The sequence below is a fragment of the Dethiosulfovibrio peptidovorans DSM 11002 genome, from assembly GCF_000172975.1.
Lineage (GTDB): Bacteria > Synergistota > Synergistia > Synergistales > Dethiosulfovibrionaceae > Dethiosulfovibrio > Dethiosulfovibrio peptidovorans.
On record NZ_ABTR02000001.1, the window covers coordinates 2,401,684 to 2,425,678 of the forward strand.

Sequence of the window (23,995 nt, forward strand, 5' to 3'; positions counted from 1 at the left end):
GCAAATCAGACCTAGCGGCTGCCCGGTTTGTAAGGTTTGCTGCCATCCGAACAGAGTGGGCATTCGTCTGGATCGTACACGGGAAAAGACACCTTCCATAAAGACAGGGGATCCTTATCGAAGCAGTGCTTTCCTCCGCTTCTGTCCACTATGCAGGCTGTGTCCACCCACTCGCATCCAGCCTCTGAGAGACACCTTCCCACCTCGGCAGCGGAGCCTCCGGTGGTGATGACGTCCTCCACTACCACGAACCGCTCTCCTACAGGAACAGGGAACCTCCTGAGGGACATCTTTCCGTTTTCCCTCTCGCAGAAGATGAAGGGAACACCGAGGGCTTTAGCTACCTCGTGACCTATTATGAGCCCTCCTATTGCGGGAGACGCTACGAAATCGATGGACTTCCCCTTCAGCGACTCGGCTATGCTACGACCGGCGAAATCTGCATTATCGGGAAAACGAAGCATCATAGCGCACTGCATATAATGGCCGCTGTGCTTGCCGGATGTCAGGAGGAAATGCCCCTTCAGATACGCTTCGGACTCCAGCATCAGTTCCTCGAGTTTATCCCTTATCTGACTCATCCCTTGAGCCCCTCCCTTATTGAATCTCCTATAACGTTCATGGCCGATTCTATGTCGTCCGCCTTGTATATTGGACGTCCCATCACTACATAGTCCGCACCGTTCTTTATAGCCTGACAGGGGGTGGCGATCCTGGTCTGGTCGTCTCCCAGAGAGGTCAGTCTGACCCCGGGAACCACCTTGAGAAGTCCGGGCCTGACTCTGTCTTTTATCACCGGAAGGTCCAGAGGAGAGCAGACCACTCCGTCGAGTCCGGAATCGTCGCACAGCCAAGCTCTCTGCCTCAAGGCCTCTTCCATGGGACAACCAGGGGTAGCCTCCGACCAGACCTCCTCGTTAAAGCTGGTCAGCACCGAGATACCGAAAAGTTTCATAGAGGAACCCATTCTATCCCTTGCAGCCACAGCTTCCTCCAGCATCCTTCGACCTCCCGCCGCGTGCAGAGTCAGGGACCAAAGTCCTATCCCTCCGAAAGCCTCCACCGCGAGACGTATGGTATTAGGTATGTCGTGGAGCTTGAGATCGAGGAAGACCTTGAAGCCGTAGTCCACCATTTCCTTTACAAAATGGACTCCTCCGAGGGCGAAAAGTCTCGGACCTATCTTTACGTAATCAAGTTTCCCCCTCACCAGATTCAACGTCTTTCTGGCATCCGCCAGGGTGTCGAGGTCCAGGGCCATTATCAGGGGAAGCTCGGCGTCTCGGTGCATAAAAATTCCTCCTCGTTCCAAATCGTCGCCTATCTTTTGGCGATACCGATGAGAGATCTCAGATCCTCTACTTTTTCCTTGGTCATATAGGCCTTCACTTCTCTGAGGATATTCTCGGGAAGACGAATATCTCTGAACATCCCCGTTCCGAGCTCTACAGCGGTAGCTCCGGCCATTATCATGGACAGAAGATCCCGACCGGAGGAGACTCCGCCGCAGCCTATGACCGGAATGGACACGGCTGACGAGACCTGCCAGACGAGGCGAAGGGCCATCGGGAAGACCGCCGGGCCGGAGAATCCCGCCACCACCCTGTCGAAGACCGCTTTCCTGCTGTCGACGTCTATAGCCATACCCAGCCATGTATTTGCCACGACCAAAGCGTCAGCTCCTGAATCCTCGGCGGCTCTGGCCACGCCTTCCGGATCGGGGGCTTGTGGTGTCATCTTGACCCAAAGAGGCCCTTTCCAGATCTTCTGTACCATAGACACCGCCTGAGACGTCAGGACAGGGCTTACCCCCCATGACATGCACCCCTTGTCCACGTTGGGACAGGACACGTTAAGCTCTATGGCGTCCACGCAGTCCGCTACCTCCACCAGCCGTTCCACTATTAAGGCGAGGCCTCTCTCGTCCTCCATGGACACGTTGGCTATTATAGGAACGCCGTAAGATTTGAGCTTGGGGATCTTTTCGTCGACGAAATCGTCTATTCCGGTGTTTTGAAGACCTATGCTGTTCAGCAAGCCGCAGGGTGTTTCCCATATTCTATGGCCGGGGTTGCCGTCTTTAGGCGATTCGGTTATGGCCTTTGAACAGACGGCTCCGACGTGACGGAGAAGGTCCTCTCTCCAGAGAGATTCGTCGTAACCCCACGTACCGGAGGCTATTATCACAGGAGATCGAAGGGGCACCGATCCGATATTCACCGAAAGATCAAGCATTCCATACGACCTCCTCCAAATTGAAGACAGGGCCATCTGCACAGACACGCTTCTTACCTTGGACCGTCTCTATGACACAGCCGCAGCAGGCTCCGATTCCGCAGGCCATCCGGCTTTCCAGGCTTACCTGACACGATACAGGCTCCAGCTTTACCATAGCCGCCATCATTCCCATGGGCCCACAGGCGTATATCGGACAGGACTCCCCTTTTTCAAGACCGTCAAGAGCCGTTCCCCTGACTCCGATGGAGCCGTCGTCGGAGAATACCTCCATCTCGGGACACCTCGCTTCCAGATAGTCCACGAACGGCCCCCACCCCTCGCCGGGGACTCCTAGGACGAATCGTCCCGCCCCGAAGACCTGCCTGGCGAATAAAAGAGGCGCCGCCCCTAAAGCTCCCGCTACGTATATAGGCGACGATTCCGGAGATGAAAAACCACGTCCCATAGGTCCTCTGACCACGAGATCGTCGCCTACGGAACGTTCCGCCAGAAGAGAAGTTCCCCGCCCTACCAGCTTTATCAGCAACTCAAGATCCTCTCCATGTACCGCCGATACGGCGAAGGGGCGCATCAATAGAGGGTCCATCCCCCAGGAGGGATCCCTAAGCAGCACGAACTGCCCCGGATAGATGGACTCGGCTATAGAGGGACACCTCACCCTGATCGACAATATGTCCTCTCCTACCATCTCTCTGGCCGTTATCTTACAGGGAAAATCGTCGACATTGCCGCTCATATCCCCACCCCCATTATTTTTTCAAAAATACCTACAGATATCCATCCGCTATCCTCGAGAGATCTCCTTCGTGTTCGAGACCGAGAAGTCCGGCAGGTCCCGAGGTAAGACATTCGAGCAGTTTCTCCTCCGAAACGTAGGGGAACTCGCTCCGCCTCGTTCTCAAAAGCGACAGAGCCGCATCGGGCAAGGTCTCGAAACCAAAGGGAGCCTCCGGAAACGGAACCATCTCGTCCTCCTCCGATATCTGGACATGGCCGCTGGTGATCGCATCCACCGTGCCGTCCTCAATCCCTTCCCAGAGGGCCTTTCTGTCGCTATCGGACCTCAGGGGTATCTCCGTCTTGAGGTACGGATCCCATCGGGATTTGATAAGATCTTCCTCGGTAAGACACAGGGAGAAAGATGTCACCGAACAGGTCACGTCTAGACACTTCGCCTTGGCCTCTCTCACCATGTCCACTCCCCTCTCGGTGGAGACACCGTGAAGATGAAGCGGGATATCGAACTCTCCCGCCATCTCCAATGCCCTGAATATGCCTATGGACTCGGCTACCACCGGAAATCCCTTCATTCCGGACACGGAGGAAGCCCTGCCCTCCGACACCAGAGCTCCCCTGGTCAGAGGCTCCTCGTCCGGCACCAGCGCCAGACGACATCCAAGACCGGAGCAATATGCCATGATATTTCTAAGCAACTCGCTCTTTCCGCCTAGAGCTCGACCTCCGTATATCATACCAGCCCCTAAAAGCTCCTGGGAGGTCCTTATGTTGGCCATGGTGCCATCGGGCTTCAGGGCATCGACCACAGGGACGACCGCAACTCCGTCGAATTCCGAAGCCTCTAGGTCGGCTATAACCCCTAAAGCTCCGTAACCTCCGGATCCCGCCAGAGCACAGATTCTGCCGATAGAGTCGGCGTTTCCTCTGACGAAAAGATCCACGAAGCCCTTAACCCTCATATCGCCTCACCTCCGAGACAGAGTTCGAGGACGGCCATCCTCGCTGCGACCCCGCTCCTAACCTGATCCAGGATCAGGCTGTTGGGGCCGTCCGCCACATCCGAGGCTATCTCGACTCCTCGGTTGATAGGACCGGGATGCATGACTACCGCATCTTCCGAGATATCCTCCCTGGATGCGCCGAAAAAACGGTGATATTCCTCGAAGGACGGAAATAGCCCCTGATCCTGACGTTCTCTCTGTATCCTCAAAAGATAGACGATCCGAGCCTCCCGCATAGCATCCTTAGCGTTCTCCCTGTAGGATGATACCCCGAAGGACCCTAGATCGCTGGGCATGAGTGACCTAGGACCGCAAAAGGAGACCAAGGCTCCCATGGTCCTGAATGCCTTGGCTACGCTTCGGGCCACTCTGCTGTGCTTGACGTCGCCTGCAACTACCATCTTAACTCCGTCAAGGCTGCCCAATCTCTCGTAGGCGGAAAGAAGGTCCAACAGTGCCTGAGTGGGATGGCTCCTCGCACCGTCTCCCCCGTTGATTATCGAGACATCCGGAAGGAGCTTTCCCAGATACATGGGAAAACCTGCCATGCCGTGTCTCATCACGATAGAGTCGATCCCCATGGCCTTCAAGGTCCAAGCCGTATCCCTGAGGGTCTCGCCCTTGGATAGGCTGGATCCGGAAGACGCCCAGTTTATGACCTCCGCTCCGAGGAACTGTTCGGCCATCTCGAAAGACGTCCTCGTCCTGGTGGAGGGCTCGAAAAAGAGGTTCACCACGGTCCTCCCCCTCAGAAGCTCTCCCCTTCTCTTCGGAGTATCGAGAGATGCCTTGTGCTTCGAGGCCAGCTCCAGGAACACCTCGAAATCACTACGGTCCCAGTCCTCCAGATCGAAAAGATTTTTTCTGGACCAGCTCATGACAGGTCCTCCTTCTCGCATATCAGGACCCGATCCTCTCCGTCCAGCTCCTTGACTCGAACCTCCACGACCTCGCTCTTGGCGGTAGGAACCGTTTTGCCCAGGAAATCCGGCTGTATAGGAAGTTCTCTGTGTCCTCTGTCCACCAAGATAGCCAGCTGGACAGCCCCCGGCCGCCCCAGGTCCATCAGAGCCTCGAGAGCCGCCCTTATGGTCCTACCTGTAAACAGGACGTCGTCGACCAGAACCAGTGTTTTGCCGGAGACGTCCATCGGTATGGAGGTACTGTGAACGATAGGCTCGTCGGACAAAACGGCCAGATCGTCCCTGTAAAGGGTTATATCCAGTTCTCCCTTAGGGAGTTTCACTCCCTCCGACTCGAGAAGAATCTTTCTTATACGTGAAGCCAGATAGACCCCTCTCCTCTGTATGCCCAGGATAATCAAATCCTGGAGCCCTCGGTTGCGCTCGATGATCTCGTTTGCGATCCTGCGGAGCACCCTCTCCATGTCCTCCGCGGTCATGACGACAGCTTTTTCCCTCAGCTTCACCGCTACGCCTCCTCATAATCTGAACTGGGGGCATTATAGCAGTTACGTTATTTATTTGCAACCGGTTGCATCAATCCTCCTAAAGCTGTCCCTATAACCGCCCCCACAACCGGAGCTCCGTCGAAGGGGGTGTTTCTTCCTTTGGACTCGAAACGATCGGCGTCTATCGTCCATCTCGCCTCCAGATCCAACACAGTCATATCCGCCACACAGCCAGGCCTCAGAGAACCTCCGGGAAGGCCGAATATCCCTGCGGAAGCGCAGGACATGGCCTCCACCATTCGGTTTATAGAAAGATGCCCCTTGGCTACAAGCTCGGTCAAGATCATGGGGACCGCAGTCTCAAGACCCACTATGCCGTTAGGCGATTCCAGAAGCCCTCTGCCCTTTTCCTCTTCGGAATGAGGAGCGTGATCCGTCGCAATGACGTCTATAATCCCCAGCCTGAGGCCCTCTCTCAAGGCCTCCACGTCCCGAGCCTCTCTCAAGGGAGGGCTCATCTTGGCCTGAGATCCGTGAACGGAGAGGACTTCCTCGGTCAAGATAAGATGGTGAGGAGTCGCCTCGGCTGTAACCTCTATGCCGTCCTCCTTGGCCCTACGTATCATCTCGACCCCCAAAGCTGTGCTGACGTGTTGTATGTGGACCTTTGCCTTCGCCTTGGAGGCCAAAAGGATATCCCTTTGGATCATGGCCTCCTCCGCCACCTTGGGAACTCCCTTCACCTTCAATGCATCCGATAGAGCCCCCCGATTCATCGTCCTGTCACCCCATAGACGGGGATCCTCGCAGTGAACCGATATGGGAAGCCCCAGCTCGGCGGCCTTCTCGAAAGCCCTGTACATGACCTCCGAGTCCACGATAGAAAAGCCGTCGTCGGAGAAAGCCACCGCACCGGCCTCGGCCAGACTACCCATGGGGGATAGCTCTTCCCCCTTCAGTCCCAAAGTCACCGATCCTACAGAGCAAAACCGAACGGGCCCCCCCTTTCCTTTCTCCAGAACGTAGTTGAGGGTTTCCACCGAATCCACCGCGGGGGAGGTATTCGCCATGGCTATGACCGAGGTGTAGCCTCCGGCGGCGGCAGAGGCGCAGCCGGAGATAACGGTCTCTTTATGTTCCTGGCCGGGGTCCCTGAAATGGACGTGAGGATCTATAAGGCCAGGCACTACGACATAGCCCCTCAGGTCCACCTTCTCCACGTCTCCTCCCAACGTCGAGGCCAGATCTTTGCCTATCGCTGCGATCTTTCCGTCCCTCACCAATATATCCGATATATCGTCCAATCCCTGACTGGGATCGATCACTCTAGCTCCTGAAAACAAACTCATCATCTAGAACACGCCTCCCAACTATCGATCTTTCGTCACCAGACGGTATATCACCTCCACCAGAGCCCTGTAGCCCGGACGGATACGACCTATCTCCACCTTTTCCTCCGAGCTGTGGCTTATCCCTCCCACACAGGGGACGAATATCATTGCAGTAGGGATAACCGAGGCGACGTACATTGCATCGTGCCCCGCTCCGCTCGGCATATCGGTCCATCCGATCTCCATATCCTCACATACCTGCCCCAGAAGCCATCTTAGCCGCCCGTCCAGGACCACCGGCTCGCCTCTCGAAATAACCTTCTTTTTAATCTCCACGTTACGAGAGGCTGAAATCCTCTCCATCTCTTTCAGAAGACCGTCGAAAACCCGATCTATGCTTTTTCCGTCTATGCCCCTGATGTCTACCTTCAGGGAAGATCTGCCGGGAACCACGTTCATGACCCCCGGGAATACCTTACAATCTCCGACCGTTCCGACGGTCTTGAAGGCCGACTCCTCCTTGGCCAATCTTTCCACCGCCAGCACTATCTCGGAGGACGCCGCCAGGGCGTCCTTTCTCATATCCATGGGACAGGCTCCCGAGTGGGCCGACTCCCCTAGGATCTCCAGGAATAGCCTGGTTGGAGCGGCGATGGCCTCCACGACTCCTACGTCTATACCGGTTTGGTCCAGAAACGGCCCCTGTTCGATGTGAAGCTCGAAAAAAGCCTTCATGTCCGAGGGCAAAATTCTGGAACGATCCGCCTTTTCGGGTGAGAGGCCGAAATCTCTAAGGGCCTTGAAGACCGATATACCCTGATCGTCTCTGTGATCGAAGAAGTCCTTCAGGGACATATATCCCGTAACGGCCTTGCTGCCTACGTTCGATACCCCGAAACGGCTGGACTCCTCACCGGAAAAGACTATCACCTGAAGAGGGTTGACGTGGTCCGGACAACGTTCCGCCACGTCAAGGACGGCCCCCAGCCCCGCCGCTACTCCTAAGATACCGTCGAACTTACCTCCATCGGGCACTGTGTCTATGTGAGAACCTACCGCTATAGGAGGGGCACTGGGACGGCTCCCCCAACGGGTACCCTTTATGTTACCCACCTCGTCTATCTCGACCTGAAAACCGGTCTCGTGCATTATCTCCACCAATGTCTCCCTGGCCAGACGGTCTTTCTCGGTATATGCGATGCGTGAGACCCCTCCTGTCTCGGATTTGCCATGAGAGTTTATCCTTCTGACCGCATCGAGACAAAGATTAAACCCAGACTGCATAGAAACAGCCCCTTCCCATCTATGTATAGGCCTTTAGCATAGCACAAAGCCCCCTCTGAAAAAGGGGGCTTCGGCACGAGAAGGGCCTACCGTCAAGGATAGACGAGTTTTGGAAGAAAAGTAGAGATAGCCGGTATGTAGGTTATAATCAAAACCCCTGCCAGACTCACCAGTATGAACCGCATCACCGCAGGTATTATCTCCGACATGGGAAGCCCCGTAACTCCGCTGGCGACGAAGAGATTCAATCCGAAGGGAGGGGTAAAATTCCCTATGGATAGATTAGCCACCATAACTATACCGAGGTGAAGGGGATCTATTCCCATCTTCATGGCTATGGGGAAAAACAGAGGGGCAAGTATTATTATCGCGGCTATTCCTTCCATGAACATCCCCACCACCAGCAAAACGGCGTTTACTATTCCCAGAAACATCCATGGAGAAGTCACGTTGGAGACTACCATGGACGTTATCGCCTGAGGGATTCGGACGACTGTCAAAAACCATCCGAAGGTCTGAGCCGCAGCCACCAGAATAAGGACCTGAGCGCAGGTAATCGCCGAGCTGAGGCATACGTCGTAGAGGCCTTTGAGAGTTATCTCCCTGTATATGAATATACCCACGAAAAGGGCGTACACGACAGAGATACCCGCAGCCTCGGTAGGGGTGAATATGCCCATGTATATTCCGCCCAGGATTATGACCGGAACCATAAGGGACCAGACGGCCTGTTTGCTCTTTTCCCATATCTCCCTTCGGCTGGAGGGAGCGGACAAGGCCAGATTATGAGAGCGGGAGAAAAACCAGATATATATTATGCTCGCAAGTCCGTAGACGACACCGGCGCTGATTCCGGCCATGAAGAGAGATCCCACCGAGGTACCGGTGGCAGCCGCATATATTATCAGGGTTATGCTGGGAGGAATTATCAGCGCTACCGACCCCGCTGACGTTATCAAGCCTACGGAAAAACCTTTAGGATAACTTTCCCTGACCAGCTCGGGATACAGGAGTTTTCCCATGGCCACCACGGTGGCGGGGCTGGATCCGCAAAGAGCTCCGAATACCATACAGGTAGCCTGGGTGGTGTAGGCCAGCCCCCCCCTTGTGCTTCCGACCATGCTCTTGGTCCAGTCTAGGATACGTCTCGACAGTCCGCCCACGTCCATGACGTTCGCTGCAAAGATGAAAAAAGGCATGGACATGAGAGCGAACTTGTCTATTCCACCGAAAGCCTTCTGCACGATAACCATAGGCGGCATATGGGTGAAGAGAAGCACGCATATCAAGACAGCACCGTTCAGCGCTATGAAGATAGGGACGCTGCCGAAAAGTGCCGCCAGGAGGGTGCATATCAAGACAGTGGTCAAGTCAGTTCCCCCCTTCCGATCCTGCTGCTATCCGCTGTAGAAAACGCAGCGCCATAAGTCCAGATCCTATTGGAATGGCGGAGTAGACGATCCACATAGGTATCTCCAGAGCCGGGGATACCTGCCCCGACCTGAAATTAAAGGAGACTATCTGCACCCCGTAGACGGCCAGGAAGCCGCAAAACAAGGCGGAAACCAGGTAGATTACCCTGTCGACTAGTCCTCTACTCTTGTTAGAAAGCTTTCCGAGCAGGAAATCCATCCTTATGTGGGCTCCCCTTCTCACGCACAGGCTTCCTCCCACAAAGGTTATCCATATCATCAGATACTTTATAAGCTCTTCCGCCCAGCTGGTACTGGCGCTGAAGACGTAGCGCAAGGTAACGTTGACGAAAAGTATCAAAGCCGTCGCCAACAGGGCCATGGCACAAAAGCCCTCCTCCAGACGATCCAAAATCCTCATCATATCCATCCCCCGAGGTTTAAAAAAAGGGGCGAGAGGGATCCCTCCAGCCCCGAAAAGATTCTAAGATCCGATCAGTTCTTCCCCAATTCGTCGTAACAGGCGGAGAGAAGCTCTTTCATGGCATCGGTACTCGCGAACTGGTCGTGAACCGAGCGGCTCTTCTTCGAAAAAATCTCGTATTCCTCGTCGGTCAGCTCCGTGACGGATATTCCAGAGCTCTTTATCTCGTCCAGGTATTCCGCTTCCTTCTTGGCCTGGGCCTCTCTCTCAGCAAGTCTGGCCTCTTTCTCCGCCTGCAGTACAAGCTCTCTGGCGTCGTCGGGAAGACCGTCGAACCAGCCTTTGTTGGCCACGAATATATAGGCCAGGAAACCGTGGTTGCTCAATATCAACCTGTCCTGGACCTCGTAGAGCTTGTTCATCGCTATCGACTGGATCGGGTTTTCCTGCCCGTCGACAATCCCCTGCTGAAGGGCGTTATAAAGTTCTGCATATTCTATTGGAATGGGGTTAGCTCCCCAGGCTTTATACTGGGCGATCAGGAGGGGAGATGGCATGACTCTCATCTTGACTCCCTTGAAGTCCTCCGGAGTGTGGATATCGATACCCTTAGTAGTGAACTGCTTAAAACCAGAGGCCCAAAGCCCTAAAGAGACCAGCCCTTTGGGCTCGGTGAACTCGTAAAAACGCCGTCCGACCGGGCCGTCCATCACCCGATAAAGTTCATCGGTGGAAGGCCATAGAAAGGGAAAATCTATTATCTGAAGCTCCTCCACGAAAGGAGTCAGCACAGAGACGGGCTGTATGGTTATATCGAGGGTCCCCATTTGGGCTGACTCGGTCTGCTCTCTCATGGACCCCATCTGCATGGAGGGAAATATCTGAACCTCCATCTTTCCGCCCGATCTATCCTCCACGATGGCCTTGAAGGTCTCGGCGCCGATATCCTCCGGGCTACCCGTCGGCTGATTATGGCTCAGACGTATCGTCATCTTCGGATAGTCGGCCGCAAAAGCCGCCGTAGAGGCGATTGCGATGAAACAAACGAAAAGTGCCGTTACCAAACGTCTCATTGTCTATACCTCCGTTACACAGATTGAGTCTAGTAAACCTAGAATTCCTGAAGTTTATCAGAGAGAGCGATTCCTTGCAACCGATCGCACCAAAGATAAACCGTCTAAGGCCGCTTGGACTTCTGCCTCTTTAATCGATCTTCCTCTTCCAGAGCTCAGAAGTACCCCCGAGACATATAGTTCCACCTCAAAACTGGGACTGTGAGGAGGTCCCTCTCGAGACATGATCCTGTATTCCGGCAAAGGCTCCCCTTTTATCTGAAGGATCTGTTGGAGCTCCGACTTGGGATCGATGGACGAGTTTCCGTCCTGTATATAATCTCCCTTTTCGAACAGAAAATCCAGATAGCGGTTCACCACCGATTCCGCCATATCGTATCCTCCGTCCATATAGACGGCTCCGAAGATAGCCTCTATCGCGTCGGCGTGCATGGAGGAAAGATCACAACCCTCCCCCTTTTTCCTCAGACCCCGGTTGACCCTGAGAATCCCCGAGAGCCCCAGTGCCTCCGCCCACGTCAAAAGAGCTTCCTTACGGACCAACCGGGCCCTGAGCCTGGTCAGCCCTCCTTCGTCCATATCCTTCATCGCCCTGAAAAGTCTCGTCGAGGTAGCCAACTCCAAAACCGCATCTCCCAGGAACTCCAGTCTCTCGTTCCAAGAACGAAGCCCTGACTCATGGGCGTAGGACGAATGAGTCAGGGCTTCACGGAGCAGTTCTATATCGGTGAAGCTGTATCCCAGACGGTCCTGAATCAGAGAAAGGTTATTTTCCCATTTCCGTCCGTACATGAGGTTATCAGTCGGAAAAACGCTGGATAGCCAGGACGCCGTTGTGTCCACCGAAGCCGAAGCTATTTACCAGGAACCTGTCCACCTTGGCCTCGGTCGTCTCGGTTATGACGTTCACGTCGCAATCCGGATCCTTCTGGTCGAGATTGAGGGTCGGATGTACGATACCTTCCTCAACGGACTGAAGTGCCGCTACGGTCTCTAGAGCTCCCGCCGCTCCGAGGCAATGACCTATCATGGACTTAGTGGAGTTGACCATCACACGATCGGTTGACTCGCCGAACAGGTTTCGTATGGCGATGGACTCGACCTTGTCGTTGAGGGGGGTCGAGGTTCCGTGAGCGTTTATCAGATCGACCTGATCGACGGACCAACCGGCCTGATCCATGGCTATCTTCATAGCCCTTATGGCTCCCTTTCCCTCAGGATCCGGGGCGGTGATATGGCCGGCATCGCAGGTGGAACCATAGCCGACTACCTCACCGTAGATATGGGCTCCCCTGGCCTTCGCGCTCTCCAGGGTCTCCAGGACCAGAACCCCCGCGCCCTCTCCGATGACGAAACCGTCCCTGTCCTTGTCAAAAGGACGGCTTGCCCTCTCGGGCTCATCGTTTCTGGTGGAGAGAGCCTTCATGGCTGCGAAGCCTGCCACACAGATGGAACGAAGGGCGACCTCGGTTCCACCGCAGAGCATGACGTCTGCGTCGCCTCTCTCTATAGTCCTGGTAGCCTCTCCGATACTGTGTATCGAGGTGGCACAGGCGGTCACGACGCACATGTTTGGACCTTTGGCCTGATGCCTGATGGCCACGTATGCGGCGGACATATTTCCTATCATCATGGGGATGAAGAAGGGACTAACCCTCTTGGGTCCCTTGGTCATCATGGTCTGGAAACTATCGAAACAGGTTTCGATTCCACCCTGTCCGGAACCGATATAAACACCGAATCTATTGGAGTCAAGGTCCTCCGCTTTGAGACCGGCGTCTTCCATGGCCATATCCGAAGCAGCCACGGCGAACTGGATGACCCTGTCGGATCTTTTAGCCTCCTTCTTGGGAAGCCACTGGGTCGGATCGAAGTCTTTTACCTCCGCTCCGACCTGAACCGAGAACTCCGAGGCATCGAAGCACGTTATAGCGCCGACACCGTTCTTTCCCTCTTTAAGAGCCTGCCAATATGCCTCTCTACCGTTGGCTATGGGACTGACGACCCCTAGCCCGGTGATAACGACTCGTCTGTCTTTCAAAGGATGTCCACTCCTTACGGCGCAGGGGAGTTCACAACACTCTAACTCTCGCCTCGCCATGATTTGAGCGAGAGGGGCGGTTGACCGCCCCTCTCCGGATCGAAAACGGGAGTATTCTACCCCTCGATTCCGAGTTTGTTGCTGGCGTAGTCGATAGCTTCACCTACACTGGTGAGTTTCTCCGCGTCCTCATCGGGGATCTCGATGTCGAACTCCTCCTCGATTCCCATGATGAGCTCGACGATGTCGAGGGAGTCAGCTCCCAGGTCCTCGACGAAGGAGGCCTCGGGTTTAATCTGCTCCTCCTCCACGTCAAGACGATCTATGATGATCTCCTTAAGGCGGGCAAGTACTTCATCTCTCTTCATGGCAACGTCACCTCCCTTCGTCAGATTCAGGATCAAACCATGGTCATTCCGCCATCGACGGCTATGACCTGACCGTTGATATACGAGGCATCTTCCGAGACCAGGAAGGCCACCACCTTGGCGACGTCTTCAACTGTCCCGGCACGACCGGCTGGCACGGATTTCAACATTTCCTCTTTCACCGACTCCGGAAGGACATCGGTCATATCGGTGGCGATGAATCCGGGAGCCACGGCGTTGACCGTTATTCCCCTCTGAGCGTACTCTCTTGCTATGCTCTTGGTCAAGCCTATTATACCCGCCTTCGAGGCGCAATAATTAGCCTGTCCAGGGTTGCCTATAAGCCCAACCACCGAGGCCATGTTCACTATCCGACCCCAGCGTCCTTTCGCCATTCCCTTGACTCCGTCTTTGGAACAAAGGTATGCGGACTTAAGGTTTCCGTCTATTACGGCGTCCCAATCGGATTCCTTCATCCTCATGAGGAGGCCGTCTCTGGTTATTCCGGCGTTGTTCACCAGTACATCCACTGGATCGAACGCTTTAGAGATGGTTTTGAAGAGCTCCTTTACCTGATCGGGATCGGAAACGTCGGCTCTGACGGCCATAGCCTCTCCTCCCAAGTCGAAAATGTTTTTCACGACCTCGTCGGCCGCCTCGGATGAACTTCTGTAGTTCACCACTACCCTCAGACCTCTAGAAGCAAGCTCAAGGGCGATGGCTTTTCCTATTCCTCTGGCTCCACCGGTAATCAAGGCAACTCTGCCGTTCTCGGGCATTTTATTTATCCTCCTCGAGAAAGTCAACGACTTTATCCAAATCCTCGGCAGAACCTATCGAGAGAGTCTTGCTTCCCTTGACGCATTTCTTAGCCAGCCCCGCCAAGACCTTCCCAGGACCGAGCTCCAAAAAGGTAGAAACTCCCGCATCGGACATGTACCTCATGCTCTCCACCCACCGGACCGGACTGTAGGTCTGTCGATACAATCCGGCTCTGATATCCTCCACCGAGGTAACAGGCGAAGCGGACACGTTCGCTACAAGAGGACAGGAAGATTCGGACCAGCTGCAACGTTCCATCTCCTTGGACAACTCGTCCGCCACGTCGGTCATAAGTCGACAGTGAAACGGAGCACTGACGTTCAAGGGGATAGCTCTCTTGGCTCCAGCCTCCTTGGCAGCTTCGATCGCCTTAGCCACCGAGTCGGAATCCCCGGATATCACGACCTGACCGGGAGAGTTGAAGTTGGCCGCCTCGCACACCTTGTCTCCGTCGAACCTGGAACAGATATCCCTAACGTCCGAATCCTTCAGGCCGAGGATCGCCGCCATAGCTCCCTCTCCCTCCGGGACAGCCTTTTGCATCAGACGGCCTCTGGCGTTGACCAATCGGACGCCATCGGCTAGAGATAGAGTTCCCGACGCGACCAAGGCAGAATACTCCCCTAAGCTGTGTCCCGCTACAAAGTCGGGGCTAAGGACTATCCCATTGTCCTCGGTCAAGGCCCTGAAAAAGGCCAGACTGACCGTAAGCAATGCCGGCTGGGTATACTCCGTCAATGTCAGTTTTTCCTCGGGGCCTTCGAATATGATGGAACTAAGAGAGAAACCCAGGGCCTCGTCGGCCTCGTCGAAAACCCTGCGAGCAGCGGGGAAGCTCTCGTATAAATCCCTGCCCATTCCGACGGATTGAGCTCCCTGGCCGGGGAACAAAAGCGCGAATCTCTTCATACTCATACGGCTACAGCTCCTCTCCAGGCCGTTATTTTACCGATCCCAGTCTAGATAGGACCTCCTCGGCCTCTCTACATATCTCCTCGATTATCTCGGACGCCGGCTGTATCCTAGATACCATCGCAGCGATCTGACCGGCCATGACCGACCCGAAATCGACGTCACCATCTACCACAGCGGCTCTAAGCTTGCCTGCACCCAATGCCTCGATATCCTCTACGGACGCACCGGATATCTCCATGTGGTCGAACTGAGAAGTGAGTTTGTTTCTTATACATCTAACAGGATGTCCGGTAGGACGTCCCGTCACGGCGGAGCTTCTGTCCTTGCGTTTAAGATGGCGCGCTTGTAATTTTCGTGAACCCTGCACTCGGAAGCACAGACGAAACGAGTTCCGATCTGAACCCCTTCTGCCCCGAGGGCGAAGGCTGCGGCCATGCCTCTTCCGTCGGCTATTCCTCCGGCGGCTATCACAGGTATGTCTACCGCGTCTACCACCAAAGGAGTCGCCACCATCGTGGTCAGCTCTCCTATGTGGCCTCCTGCTTCGCATCCTTCTACTATCACGGCATCGGCCCCCTGTCTCTCTACTCTTCGAGCCAAAGCGGTCGTGGGCACCACCGGAACTACCTTCGTTCCCAACGGCTTCAGGCGTTCCAGGACCTTTCCCGGACTCCCCGCACCAGTGGTGGCCACGGGGACCCGATTTGCCGCCGCCACCTCTATGGCATCCGACGCGGTGGGAGACATCAACATTATATTGACCCCGAAAGGACGATCGGTAAGGGTGCGCACCTTTTTAAGCTCCTTATCCAGAAGCTCCGGAGGCATACTGGCAGCGGCGATAATACCGAGTCCTCCGCCGTTGCTTACGGCAGCGGCCAACTCGGCCTCGGCAACCCAGGCCATTCCACCCTGGACTATGGGGCAGTCAATTCCAAGAAGCTCGGTAACCCTTTTACCAAGTCTCATGTCTCTCACCTCACGCCTCGTATATAAAGGCACCGTAGGTCATTCCGGCACCGAAACTGGTAATCAATACCTTCTGTCCGCTGTTACAGGTTATACTGCCACCCTCGTAAGCTTCATTCAAAGCCAGAAAAACCGAGGCGGCAGAGGTATTTCCATATCTTTCCAGGTTATTGATCGCCCTGTCCTCCGAGACCCCGAGCCGTTTGAGGACTCCCTCCATGATCCTGCGGTTTGCCTGATGAAATATCCAACGATCGATATCGGAGGGAGACATGCCGGCATCGGAGCATACGTCCTTAAGATATCCTGGAAGAACTCTCTGGGTAAACTTAAAAACATCGTTCCCCTTCATCGATACGAAATGTTTTTTCTCCGCCAATGTATCTCTACTGGCAGGAAGGGAAGACAGCCCTCCAGGAAGGGTTATATAGTCCCACTTGGTCCCGTCAGACTTCATATCGCAAACCATAACTCCGGGATCTTCCTTTTCTCCCGCCTCCAGCATGACTGCGCCAGCTCCGTCTCCGAAAAGCACGCAGGTGGTCCGATCCTCCCAGTCTATCAATCTGGATAAAACCTCTACACCGCACACCAGCACCCTGTTCCAGAGGCCTGAGGCTATCCCTGAAGACGCCACGGATAGAGAGTAGACAGAACCGGTACATCCGGACTGGACGTCGAAGGCCCCTGCCTTGGACGCACCTATGGCTCCCTGAACCCTGGCAGCTACGCTGGGAAAAAGGGTGTCCGGAGAGTTTGTGGCAACTACAACCATGTCTATGGAGTCGACATCCACTCCGGATCTATCGATAGCCTGTCTACAGGCGGCGATGGCCAGATCGCTGGCGTTTTCGTCCTTGGAAGCTATTCTGCGTTCCCTTATGCCGGTCCTCTCCACTATCCATTCGTTGCTGGTATCGACTATCCTCGCCAATTCATCGTTATCCATCACTCTCTCCGGAACCGCCATCCCGGTTGCCACCAGACGGACGGATCGTCCCTGAAGCAACGCCATCAAACGTCCTCCTCTCCAGGCAGGAGATCGGTTATCTCCTCTTTGATCTTACTGACCCCGTTCTTCAACACAAAATCCCTGGCTACACCGAGAGCGCTCGTTATGGCGGGAGCTTTGGAACGACCGTGGGCTTTGATTACCGCTCCGTTGACGCCCAAAAGAGGCGTTCCACCGAACCTCTGATAATCGAATCGATGCTGCAGATCCTTGAGCATCGGAAGAAAGAACACAAGCCCCATCTTGGCCAGGATCCTTTTATCGACCTCGTTTTTCAATATTTTAAGAGCCAGCTCTCCAAGCCCCTCAAAGGACTTCAACATAACGTTGCCGGAAAATCCATCGCATACGACTACGTCGGCATGACCGAATGGAACTCCGTTTCCCTCGATATATCCGCCAAAGTCGACATGGGAGTTTTCCACAAGCATGGCCCTAGCCTCGGATATAACCTCGTCTCCCTTGATCTCCTCGGAACCGTTGGAGAGAAGCCTCACGTCAGGCTGGCTCACTCCCACCATATGTTTCATGAACAAGGACCCCATAACGGCAAACTGAGACAAGTTGATAGGCTTGCACCTTATGGTCGCACCTACGTCTATCAGAAGAGTAGGCTTCTCCAGAGTGGGCAAGACCACGCCCAAACCAGGACGATCTATACCGGATATCCTCCCGACCACCAGGACCCCTCCGGCGACTATGGCCCCGGTATTGCCTGCGGAGATACATCCTCCGGCCTCACCGGAACGAACCATCTCCATGGCCAAGCGAAGACTTGAACGCCTTTTAGATCTTATAGCCCTGGCGGGGGACTCGTCCATGGATATGGACTCCTCCGCACTTACTATATGCAGCCGGCCTTTTATGGAGGTCTCGACCGAATCTATGGCCGAGCCTATCCGGTCGGTGTCGCCCACAAGGGCTATATCGAGATCGGGAAATTTCCGACAGGCCTCTATGGCTCCGAGACAGTTCTCAGCGGGACCGTAGTCCCCTCCCATTGCATCAAGCGCCAGTATCAAGCCTCTCACCTCTTACCTTTCTCTCAGCCTCTGAATCTAGCGCCACTACGATGTACCGACCGACGAAAATTTCCTTTTCGCCGACCCTGGTTCTGACGCTGACTATGTATTTATTTCCCTTATGGACACCGACCTTGGCCCTTGCCATAAGGACATCCCCCACTTTGGCGGGGGCCTTGAACCTACCTCTGATGGATCCAACTATGACCATGTCGGCTCCGACCACGGCGATAGCCAAGGAGGATGCTTGTGCGTATATGTAATGGTCCCAGATATATTCCGTGTGTCTGAAGGCCATCTCCTGCCTGGTCTTGAGAACCGACAGAGCCCAGTGGTTCGGTTCCAGCTCCAGAAGATCTCCTATGAACTCTTCCTGTTTGAGAGACCTCAACTTGCTCGTAGCCTGCTCCGCCATACGTCTGGTTCTCTCTCTGAGCTCCGGAACCCCCAGAAGGATCCTGTCGAGACGAACGGTGCTTACGCTGACATCCAAAGTAGAAGCCAGCTCCTCGTCGGACAAAAGAGGATTCTGTCTTATAAGCTGGGACAGCCGTTCGTGTCGCATCTTACGGTTTATCGAACGTGCCACGGTGCCCCCTCCCTTATCACTTGGTCCTAACATCAGATTTGAATACCAGGCAAGTATAGGAATTTTTATCCTTCCGGTCAAGGGCAAACCTTATAAAAAAAGGGGGACGGGAAAATCCCGCCCCCCTTTTTTATCTTCGCCTCTTTGCTAGGCTTCCTTGTCCGCTGCGACCTCGATAGCCTTACGGCCTCTATAATAACCGCACTCGGGACAGGCATGGTAGTTCTGGATAGTCTCGCCACAGTGAGGACAGGCCGTCAGACCTGGCATCTCGAGACGTCCAAGCCACTGAGCCTTCCTGTTATGAGTCCTGCGATGAGATACCCTTGACTTTGGAGTTGCCATCGATTTTCCCTCCTTTACCTGAAGAGCTGCCGAACTTATCGGCTAAAATTTGGAATCGGGGATCCGCCGCCTCTCCCTCTTCCCTCGTAGTACTGGGCCCGATCGGATCACACCCCTCGGGACAAACCGGGTAAAGGGGCATGGAGACGACGAAACACTCCCAAAGGTCGCCGGAGATGTCGATGGTTTTCCCGATCTGAGGCAACGATTTTATCACCTCGTCAAGTTCGACATCTTCCGACTCTTCTTCGTCGGGCTGCGACACATAACAATACTCGAAATTCTCCTCTATTGCAACCTCCAGAGGGGAGAGACAACGAGAACATTCCGTTTCGACCCTAAAGGAGAGCCGGAGAGATATCCTGACCGCTCCATCGTTCCGTACTGTCCTAGCCGAAATTTCGACGGGAGACACACATCGATAGGAGCCTCCCCCGAGCTTTATGAGATCCTGAAAATTCAGAGACCAGTTTTTCTCGGATGGCAGAAGCGGTTCTTCCGGAACATCCACAAAGAATCGCCAATTCTCCGGCGGGCTATCGCGGAAAACCAAAAGGACCGCCTCCTGAATTTAACAGGACACCAGTTTTTTGGTGTCTCTCGCTATCACGAGTTCCTCGTTGGTAGGTATCACCATGACCTTGACTTTGGAGTCGTCTGAGCTGATGATCCTTTCCTCGCCCCTGAAATCGTTCTTGCTTTTGTCCACCGACGCACCCAAGAACCCTAGATTCTCCGTGACGGTCTCCCTTATGGCCTTGCAGTTCTCTCCGATACCGGCGGTAAATACGATGGCGTCCACGCCTCCCATGGCGGCGGCGTAGGCACCGATGTACTTGGTTATGCTGTAGGAAAGCATCTCGAAAGCCAAGGTAGCCCTCTCGTCGCCCTTCTCCATGCCGTCCTCGATATCCCTAAGATCGCTGCTGATTCCAGAAACACCGTGAACGCCGCTCTCTTTGTTGAGAATCGTGTCGGCCTTATCCACAGACCCCTCCTTCTCGGCGATGAACTTGACTATGGAGGGATCTATATCGCCACAGCGGGTTCCCATGAGAACCCCGGCAAGAGGTGTGAATCCCATGGAGGTATCGACGCAGATTCCGTCCTTGACGGCGGTGATAGAGCTGCCGTTTCCGAGGTGACATGTGACGATTTTAAGATCCTCGATGGGACGTCCCATGATCTCCGCACAGCGATTCGCCACGAAGAAGTGGCTGGTCCCGTGGAAACCGTAACGACGGACCTTGTAATTCTCGTAGTAACGATAAGGCACACCGTACATATAGGCATGTTTGGGCATCGTCTGGTGGAAGGCTGTATCGAATACTCCGACTTGGGGGACATCGGGAAGCACCGAGGTGATGGCCTCTATGCCGGTGATATTGGCCGGATTATGCAGGGGGGCCAAGGGAATACATTCCTTGAGAGCGGCCATGACCGCGTCGTCAAGACGGACGGAGCAAGCGAACTTCTCTCCGGCATGGACGACTCGATGTCCCACGGCACTGAGCTCGTCCAGGCTGGAAAGCACTCCATGCTCTCCGTCGAGAAGAGAGTCCAGCACAAGCTTTACCGCAACCTTATGATCGGGGATAGCGGTCTCGGTGACCACGGCGTCCTGCCCTGCCTTGGTATGTTTGATCCTGGAGCCCTCTATACCGATCCTCTCCACCAACCCTTTGGCGAGAGCGTTTTCGGTCTCCATATCGAAAAGCTGATACTTAAGGGAAGAACTACCGCAGTTGATAACCAGAACTTTCATATCGCCTATAAGCCTCCTTGCCATTTTGCATTGAATGGCATAATGTTATCCCCGAACGAAAACTCCGAAGGGGGTATTCCGATGTTTAAAAAAGCGATCGGTATCATCGCCGAATATAACCCGTTTCATATGGGGCATCTGCATCACGTCGAGAACGCCTCTTCAAGCGGAGACCCGATAATAGTGGCCCTTTCCTCCAACTTCACCCAAAGAGGAGAACCAGCGTTTATCGATAAATGGAGCCGCGCGGAGATGGCCCTACTCTCCGGAGCGGATCTGGTGTTGGAACTTCCGGTCGTCTTTTCATGCCACAACGCCGGTGTTTTCGCAAACGCCGGCGTCGATATAATGAAGTCGACCGGAGTGGTCGACCGCCTCTCTTTCGGCATGGAGACCATATCTCCCGAACTTCGGGACATTGTGGCTATTTTAGTGGAGGAACCTAAACCTTTCAAGTTAAACCTTCGTAAGTTTCTAAATGAAGGTTTCTCTTACGTGGAATCCAGGGCCAGAGCTATGGATTTCACGTATCCCGGAGCCGGAGAAATCCTCTCTCAACCCAACAACAGCCTAGCCATATCCTACATGATGAGGATAGAGGAAAAAGGATACGACATAACCCCACTCCCTTTGAAAAGAGCCGGAGCCGGTTATCACGACCGATCGACATCCGGCGAATTCCCCAGCGCAACGGCAATACGAAAGGGCATAAGGGCAAAGAGGGAGGAAGCCTTTCAGCGAATCCCCCTCTTCAGCCGTAAAATTCTGGAGAGAGAGATATCGAGAGGAAGATGCTTCCTTGACAACGACACCCTGTGGGAAAAGATCCGTTTTCTGATGACCAGGACCTCCGGCGAAGAGCTCGGAAAATATGCCGAGTTCGGGGAGGGCATAGAAAACAGGTTCATGAAAGCCCTCGGGAAATCTACAGACTGGGAGGACTTCATCGATAGATGCACGTCCAGGAGATATCCCAGAGGAAGGCTTCAGAGAAACATGATGCATTTTCTCATCGGCCTAGGGCACGAGGAGAACAGGACATATCAGGAAAAAGGCCCAGCCTACCTGAGGCCGCTGGGGGCTACAAAAAGGGGCAGAGATCTGCTCAAGAGGATAGACGAGGTAGGCTCTCTTCCGGTGATATCGAAATTCGCTCAGTTGGACCGGGACTACGGTAGATCAATGCTTTTGATGGAAAGACGGAGCTGCGACATCTGGGAGCTTCTTCTTCCGGGGGGAGCCCCCGGCAAAGACACTAGGACACCTCCGATCATCGTCTAACCTACTTGTCGAAACGGGGGAACCTCTCTCTGAGACGACGATACACACCGGGGGGAACCATCTCCTGCACCGGACCTCCGAAGTTGAAGATATCCTTTACCGCATGGCTCGACAGATAGGAATACCTGGCGTCGGTCACTATAAATAAAGTCTCTATCTCAGGGGCTAGCTGTCTGTTCATCTGAGCAAGCTGAAACTCATACTCGAAATCGGAAAGAGCCCGCAACCCCCTTATTATTATGCGGCTTCGCTCCTGCCGCAGGAAATCCACCAAGAGCCCGGTGAACGAATCCACCTTTACGTTAGGGAGATGGGACAGGGCCTCTATCGCCATGGTCTTTCTCTCGTCAACGCTGAAAGTGGCCCTCTTCTCCGGGTTTATAAGTATGGATACCGTCAGCTCGTCGAACAACCCGGCGGCTCTCTCGGCTATGTAGATGTGGCCATTCGTTATGGGATCGAAGGACCCCGGATAGACAGCCTTGATGGTATGGCTCACCACTATCCCTCCTTTGAGGCCGACGAAGAAAGCTCCAGAAAGGAAAGGACCGACCTTCCGTAAGATCTCTCGTCCCTCAGGATCCAGGGAGAAGTGACCTTTACAATTTCCTCCCTGCCATGTTCGAACACGAAGACCCCACAGTCCTTCAGTATTTCTCTACGGGAGAGAATCAAATCCGGAAGGGTCTCGTTCCATCGGACTCCGTAGGGCGGATCGGCGAAAACAACGTCGAAGGCAAAACCCTTTCTCGATACCCAGGATAACCCCTTTCTGACGTCCATGGAAATGTGGGTGTGAGAATCAAAGCTATTGGCCTTCCATATGGCCTTAGATCTGGATCGCACCAACTCCACAGAGACGACTGGATCCGCCCCTCTTCTGCAAGCCTCGAAGGCTATCCGTCCAGTTCCGGAAAAAAGATCCAGGAAAGCTACCCCGTTCAGGTTACCCAGGATATTGAAGAGAGCCTGAACCACCAGGCCGGTAGTGGGGCGAACTTCCTTCATGATCTCCTAATGCTTCCTGCGACCGCATCCAAGGCCCTACGGACTGCGGGAGTAAGATAAGGAGAACAGACTCCGTCTACCTTGACCAAAGCCCCGTTTTCCCTGAGCACTACCCTCACGTAAAACTTCTGCTCGTAACCGTCATCGGAGGTTACCGCCTGAATAAGCCACGAGTCCCTGGAATCGGAGTAGATCCTCTCCAAAGTCCAGTGAGCCCCGTCCTCTCCCTCGGAGATACCCAATTTTTCATCCTTCAAAACTGCCATATCCAACTCGTCCGATTTCACGGCTACGTGCATGTCGTCACACCTTCCGTCCACAATCCTATCCACTGTAAAATTACCTAACTTCTCGAAGACCAAGAGATATATATCCTTGCCCTGCTCCAGCCATTTCCTCTCGTATTTCGTAGTTATCTCCCTTCGTTTGTTTACATCGAAAGAGATCAAGCTAAGAGAGGGATGGCCATCCAAGATGGATGCGACCTCGTCGGCGTACCATTTCTCGTCGGTGGCCAGTTCAAAACAGCCGCCTATACGTAAAACCGACGCCACCACGTCGGAGAAGCCTCTATGTGTGACCCGCCTCCTGGCGTGGCGTTCCTTGGGCCAGGGACAGGGGAAACTCATATATATTCGTTCCAAAGATTCGTCGCTGAAACACTCTCTCAGAAGGAATCGGGCATCGCCGCATATTATTCTGACGTTCCCAAGGTCCTCTCTGACAGCCCTTTTCACCGCCTTGCCGACGCAGGTCATGGAGATCTCCAATCCATAGACCATCGTATCGGGATTTAACCCAGCCAAGTGCGTAAGAAACTCTCCGTTTCCGAAGCCGATCTCCACCATCTTTCTGCCGCCTTGCTCCGGATCAACTGGCACTCCCGATATAGACGGCTCCAAGAGGACATCCTGTCTTTTCATGACCATAAAAACCTCCAACAAAA

27 protein-coding genes and 1 pseudogene are annotated in these 23,995 nt (G+C 54.3%); 1 reads left to right on the plus strand and 27 read right to left on the minus strand.

What is annotated here, in order from left to right; translation table 11 throughout:
• Positions 1–11: 11 nt before the first annotated feature.
• The 24 genes and pseudogenes from pyrE to DPEP_RS11720 form a co-directional block, all read right to left on the minus strand.
• Positions 12–581 carry an orotate phosphoribosyltransferase gene (gene pyrE / locus DPEP_RS11610; protein WP_005662285.1) on the minus strand — a complete coding sequence of 190 codons (570 nt, stop codon included), beginning with the start codon at positions 579–581 and terminating at the stop codon, positions 12–14.
• Positions 578–1,291 (minus strand): orotidine-5'-phosphate decarboxylase, encoded by a 714-nt coding sequence (gene pyrF / locus DPEP_RS11615; RefSeq protein WP_005662288.1) that lies wholly within the window; start codon positions 1,289–1,291, stop codon positions 578–580. The genes pyrE and pyrF overlap by 4 nt, the downstream gene beginning before the upstream one ends.
• Positions 1,292–1,320: 29 nt before the next feature.
• Positions 1,321–2,235 carry a dihydroorotate dehydrogenase gene (locus tag DPEP_RS11620; protein ID WP_005662289.1) on the minus strand — a complete coding sequence of 305 codons (915 nt, stop codon included), beginning with the start codon at positions 2,233–2,235 and terminating at the stop codon, positions 1,321–1,323.
• A complete protein-coding gene (locus DPEP_RS11625; RefSeq protein WP_005662291.1) occupies positions 2,228–2,974 on the minus strand; it encodes an iron-sulfur cluster-binding protein in 747 nt (248 codons plus the stop codon). Before DPEP_RS11625 ends, DPEP_RS11620 begins: the two co-directional genes overlap by 8 nt.
• A gap of 31 nt (positions 2,975–3,005) precedes the next feature.
• The gene (locus DPEP_RS11630) at positions 3,006–3,935 is read right to left on the minus strand and encodes an amidohydrolase family protein (RefSeq protein WP_005662293.1); all 930 of its coding nucleotides are present in this window, start codon (positions 3,933–3,935) and stop codon (positions 3,006–3,008) included.
• Complete coding sequence (locus tag DPEP_RS11635) at positions 3,932–4,855, minus strand: aspartate carbamoyltransferase catalytic subunit (protein ID WP_005662295.1); 924 nt, start codon at positions 4,853–4,855, stop codon at positions 3,932–3,934. The genes DPEP_RS11630 and DPEP_RS11635 overlap by 4 nt, the downstream gene beginning before the upstream one ends.
• Positions 4,852–5,406 (minus strand): bifunctional pyr operon transcriptional regulator/uracil phosphoribosyltransferase PyrR, encoded by a 555-nt coding sequence (pyrR, locus tag DPEP_RS11640; protein ID WP_005662297.1) that lies wholly within the window; start codon positions 5,404–5,406, stop codon positions 4,852–4,854. The genes DPEP_RS11635 and pyrR overlap by 4 nt, the downstream gene beginning before the upstream one ends.
• 47 nt (positions 5,407–5,453) lie before the next feature.
• On the minus strand, positions 5,454–6,740 hold the full coding sequence (locus tag DPEP_RS11645; protein WP_005662299.1) for a dihydroorotase: 1,287 nt from the start codon (positions 6,738–6,740) through the stop codon (positions 5,454–5,456).
• An 18-nt stretch (positions 6,741–6,758) separates the two neighbouring features.
• On the minus strand, positions 6,759–8,003 hold the full coding sequence (locus tag DPEP_RS11650) for a M20 family metallo-hydrolase (RefSeq protein ID WP_005662301.1): 1,245 nt from the start codon (positions 8,001–8,003) through the stop codon (positions 6,759–6,761).
• 92 nt (positions 8,004–8,095) lie between these two features.
• Positions 8,096–9,373, minus strand: coding sequence for a TRAP transporter large permease (locus DPEP_RS11655; RefSeq protein ID WP_005662303.1), 1,278 nt, complete (start codon positions 9,371–9,373; stop codon positions 8,096–8,098).
• 1 nt (position 9,374) lies between these two features.
• Positions 9,375–9,845: a TRAP transporter small permease gene (locus DPEP_RS11660; RefSeq protein ID WP_241760480.1), complete on the minus strand. Its 471-nt coding sequence runs from the start codon at positions 9,843–9,845 to the stop codon at positions 9,375–9,377.
• A 65-nt stretch (positions 9,846–9,910) separates the two neighbouring features.
• Positions 9,911–10,912 carry a TRAP transporter substrate-binding protein gene (locus tag DPEP_RS11665; RefSeq protein ID WP_005662307.1) on the minus strand — a complete coding sequence of 334 codons (1,002 nt, stop codon included), beginning with the start codon at positions 10,910–10,912 and terminating at the stop codon, positions 9,911–9,913.
• Positions 10,913–10,969: 57 nt separating this feature from the next.
• The gene (rnc, locus tag DPEP_RS11670) at positions 10,970–11,755 is read right to left on the minus strand and encodes a ribonuclease III (RefSeq protein ID WP_083797603.1); all 786 of its coding nucleotides are present in this window, start codon (positions 11,753–11,755) and stop codon (positions 10,970–10,972) included.
• Positions 11,712–12,953 carry a beta-ketoacyl-ACP synthase II gene (gene fabF / locus DPEP_RS11675; protein WP_005662311.1) on the minus strand — a complete coding sequence of 414 codons (1,242 nt, stop codon included), beginning with the start codon at positions 12,951–12,953 and terminating at the stop codon, positions 11,712–11,714. The genes rnc and fabF overlap by 44 nt, the downstream gene beginning before the upstream one ends.
• Before the next feature lie 116 nt (positions 12,954–13,069).
• Positions 13,070–13,321, minus strand: coding sequence for an acyl carrier protein (acpP, locus tag DPEP_RS11680; protein WP_005662313.1), 252 nt, complete (start codon positions 13,319–13,321; stop codon positions 13,070–13,072).
• Positions 13,322–13,353: 32 nt separating this feature from the next.
• On the minus strand, positions 13,354–14,100 hold the full coding sequence (fabG, locus tag DPEP_RS11685) for a 3-oxoacyl-[acyl-carrier-protein] reductase (protein ID WP_005662315.1): 747 nt from the start codon (positions 14,098–14,100) through the stop codon (positions 13,354–13,356).
• Between the two features lies 1 nt (position 14,101).
• Positions 14,102–15,058, minus strand: a complete 957-nt coding sequence (gene fabD / locus DPEP_RS11690) for an ACP S-malonyltransferase (protein ID WP_005662318.1) — start codon at positions 15,056–15,058, stop codon at positions 14,102–14,104.
• A 25-nt stretch (positions 15,059–15,083) separates the two neighbouring features.
• A pseudogene (gene fabK, locus DPEP_RS11695) lies at positions 15,084–16,027 on the minus strand (enoyl-[acyl-carrier-protein] reductase FabK).
• Positions 16,028–16,037: 10 nt separating this feature from the next.
• On the minus strand, positions 16,038–17,042 hold the full coding sequence (locus DPEP_RS11700; protein WP_005662325.1) for a 3-oxoacyl-ACP synthase III family protein: 1,005 nt from the start codon (positions 17,040–17,042) through the stop codon (positions 16,038–16,040).
• Complete coding sequence (gene plsX, locus DPEP_RS11705; protein ID WP_005662326.1) at positions 17,042–18,061, minus strand: phosphate acyltransferase PlsX; 1,020 nt, start codon at positions 18,059–18,061, stop codon at positions 17,042–17,044. The genes DPEP_RS11700 and plsX overlap by 1 nt, the downstream gene beginning before the upstream one ends.
• Positions 18,045–18,650 (minus strand): transcription factor FapR, encoded by a 606-nt coding sequence (fapR, locus tag DPEP_RS11710; protein ID WP_005662327.1) that lies wholly within the window; start codon positions 18,648–18,650, stop codon positions 18,045–18,047. The genes plsX and fapR overlap by 17 nt, the downstream gene beginning before the upstream one ends.
• A 147-nt stretch (positions 18,651–18,797) precedes the next feature.
• Positions 18,798–18,995, minus strand: coding sequence for a 50S ribosomal protein L32 (rpmF, locus tag DPEP_RS13120; RefSeq protein WP_005662329.1), 198 nt, complete (start codon positions 18,993–18,995; stop codon positions 18,798–18,800).
• The gene (locus tag DPEP_RS11715) at positions 18,952–19,548 is read right to left on the minus strand and encodes a YceD family protein (RefSeq protein ID WP_005662330.1); all 597 of its coding nucleotides are present in this window, start codon (positions 19,546–19,548) and stop codon (positions 18,952–18,954) included. Before DPEP_RS11715 ends, rpmF begins: the two co-directional genes overlap by 44 nt.
• Positions 19,549–19,566: 18 nt before the next feature.
• Complete coding sequence (locus DPEP_RS11720; RefSeq protein WP_005662332.1) at positions 19,567–20,760, minus strand: acetate/propionate family kinase; 1,194 nt, start codon at positions 20,758–20,760, stop codon at positions 19,567–19,569.
• Positions 20,761–20,841: 81 nt separating this feature from the next.
• Here DPEP_RS11720 and DPEP_RS11725 point away from each other — a divergent pair, with 81 nt between their 5' ends.
• Positions 20,842–22,041, plus strand: coding sequence for a tRNA(Met) cytidine acetate ligase (locus tag DPEP_RS11725; RefSeq protein ID WP_005662333.1), 1,200 nt, complete (start codon positions 20,842–20,844; stop codon positions 22,039–22,041).
• A gap of 1 nt (position 22,042) precedes the next feature.
• Here DPEP_RS11725 and coaD read toward each other — a convergent pair whose 3' ends face one another.
• From coaD to trmB, 3 genes are read right to left on the minus strand one after another with little or no spacing between them, the layout of a single operon-like run.
• A complete protein-coding gene (coaD, locus tag DPEP_RS11730; protein ID WP_005662335.1) occupies positions 22,043–22,540 on the minus strand; it encodes a pantetheine-phosphate adenylyltransferase in 498 nt (165 codons plus the stop codon).
• A gap of 2 nt (positions 22,541–22,542) precedes the next feature.
• Positions 22,543–23,049: an RsmD family RNA methyltransferase gene (locus DPEP_RS11735; RefSeq protein ID WP_005662336.1), complete on the minus strand. Its 507-nt coding sequence runs from the start codon at positions 23,047–23,049 to the stop codon at positions 22,543–22,545.
• The gene (gene trmB / locus DPEP_RS11740) at positions 23,046–23,972 is read right to left on the minus strand and encodes a tRNA (guanosine(46)-N7)-methyltransferase TrmB (protein WP_040383488.1); all 927 of its coding nucleotides are present in this window, start codon (positions 23,970–23,972) and stop codon (positions 23,046–23,048) included. The genes DPEP_RS11735 and trmB overlap by 4 nt, the downstream gene beginning before the upstream one ends.
• Between the last annotated feature and the right edge of the window lie 23 nt (positions 23,973–23,995).